Here is a 1948-nt window from a genome sequence, read left to right as displayed (position 1 = left end):
TCGCCGCGTAGTACGGCCGCCGCGGTCTTGCGGGCCTGTTCGGCGGTGAAGTGCGGCGGCAGCATCAGCTCGGCCGGGTCGACCAGCGCGTTGATGACCACCGGCCGGTCGGCGGTGAGCGCCCGTTCCCAGACGTCCGGGATCTGCTCCGGCGAGTCGATCAGCTCGCCGCGCAGGCCGAGCACCTCCGCCCACTGGTGGTAGGCGATGTCCGGCAGCTGCTGGCTGTCCGGGAACATCGGCGTCCCCTCGCTGGACCGTTGCTCCCAGCTCACGAACGCCAGATCCCGGTTGTTGAGCACCAGCACCACGAACCGCGGATCGGCCCAGCTGCGCCAGTACTTCGCCACCGTGATCAGCTCGTTGACGCCGTTCATCTGCATGGCGCCGTCACCGATCAGCGCGATCAGCGGTCGGTCCGGGTGGGCGAACTTCGCGCTCAGCGCGTACGGCATGGCTCCGCCCATGGACAGCAGCGTGCCGGACAGACTGGCCAGCATCGAGGGGCGGACCTGGATGTGTCGGGCGTACCAGGCGGTGGTGGTGCCGCAGTCCACGGCGAGCATCGCGTTGTCGGGGAGGCGCTCGTTGAGGGTGTGGAAGAGCAGCTGCGGGTTGACCGGTTCGGCGGCCTGCTCGGCCAGGTCGCGTTGCGCCCGGCGCCACGCCGAGGTGGCCTCGGCGATCTCGGCCCGCCAGGCGGCCGGCCCGGGGCCGGGGCCCAGCTCGCGCAGCAACGCCTGCAGGGTGGGGCGGGCGTCGCCGGTCAGGTTCACCTCGGTCGGGTACCGCAGCCCGAGCTGGGTGCCGTCCAGGTCGATCTGCACCGCGCGGGCCTGCCCGGGCGGCGGGTAGAACTCCGAGTACGGCATGTTGCTGCCCACGATCAGCAGCCGGTCGCAGCCGCTCATCAGCTGCCAGCTCGGTCGGGTGCCGAGCAGCCCGATCGCGCCGGTCACCCATGGCGCGCGGTGGTCGACGGCGGTGAAGCCGAGCAGTGCGGTGGCCACGCCAGCGCCGAGCCGATCGGCGATCTCACGGACCTCGTCGCGCGCGCCGAGGGCGCCCTGGCCGACCAGCATGGCCACCCGCTGCCCGCCGCCCAGCACCTCCGCCGCCCGGCGCACGTCCGCCTCCGGTGGAATCGTCGGCGTGCTGCTCGGCGCGTTGCTGGTCTGGTAGTAGCCGTGCGCGTGCGGCGGGTTCGGGACGGCCGGCTCGTCCTGGATGTCCAGGGGCAGGATCAGGGCGGTGACGGTACGCCGGGCCAGCGCCGTCCGGCACGCCCGGTCGACCAGGTGGCGTACCTGCGCCGGGTGGTCGAGCTGGGCCAGGAACGCCGCGGCCACGTCCTTGTAGAGGGCGAGCAGGTCGACCTCCTGGTAGTAGCCGCCGCCCTCGGCGGTGGTCGCGGTGTGCCCGACCAGGGCGATCACCGGTTGGTGGTCGAGTTTCGCGTCGTACAGGCCGTTGAGCAGGTGGATGGCGCCCGGCCCGCTGGTGACCAGCGCGCAGCCCAGCGGGCCGCCGCCGTACTTGACGTGCGCGGAGGCGGCGAAGCCGGCGGTCTCCTCGTGGCGGACCTGGATGAACTGGGCCCGCCCCTCGGTGCGTTGCAGCGCGGAGGTGAGGCCGTTGATGCCGTCGCCGGGATAACCGAAGTAGCGGTGGACGCCCCAGCTGAACAGGCGGGAGACGATGTGGTCCGCGACGGTCGGGTGCCGGGGCAGAGCGCCGGATTCCATCGCCGTGGTGCGGTCTGCGCTCACCTGGCTGATCCCTTCCCGTCTGGTCGGATACTCCGCCGGTCATTCCCCGTCTTCTTCGGACAAAACACCCGGTCGGGCGGGCGTCGGAGGGCAGGGCTTCCCGTCCGGCAGAATCGTCGGGTGCCCGTCCACCAGATCACCGACCCCGACGACGACCGGATCGCCGACTACCGCGCGCT

At 72.1% G+C, this 1948-nt stretch carries 1 protein-coding gene; it reads right to left on the bottom strand.

Annotated elements, in window-relative coordinates; all coding sequences use genetic code 11:
• A partial coding sequence (locus F8271_RS31020) for a thiamine pyrophosphate-requiring protein (RefSeq protein WP_151493335.1) occupies positions 1-1745 on the bottom strand: 1745 nt, incomplete at its 3' end.
• Between the last annotated feature and the right edge of the window lie 203 nt (positions 1746-1948).

This window comes from Micromonospora sp. ALFpr18c (assembly GCF_008868155.1).
Classification (GTDB): Bacteria; Actinomycetota; Actinomycetes; order Mycobacteriales; family Micromonosporaceae; genus Micromonospora.
This window is presented reverse-complemented; position numbering and strand designations above follow the sequence as displayed.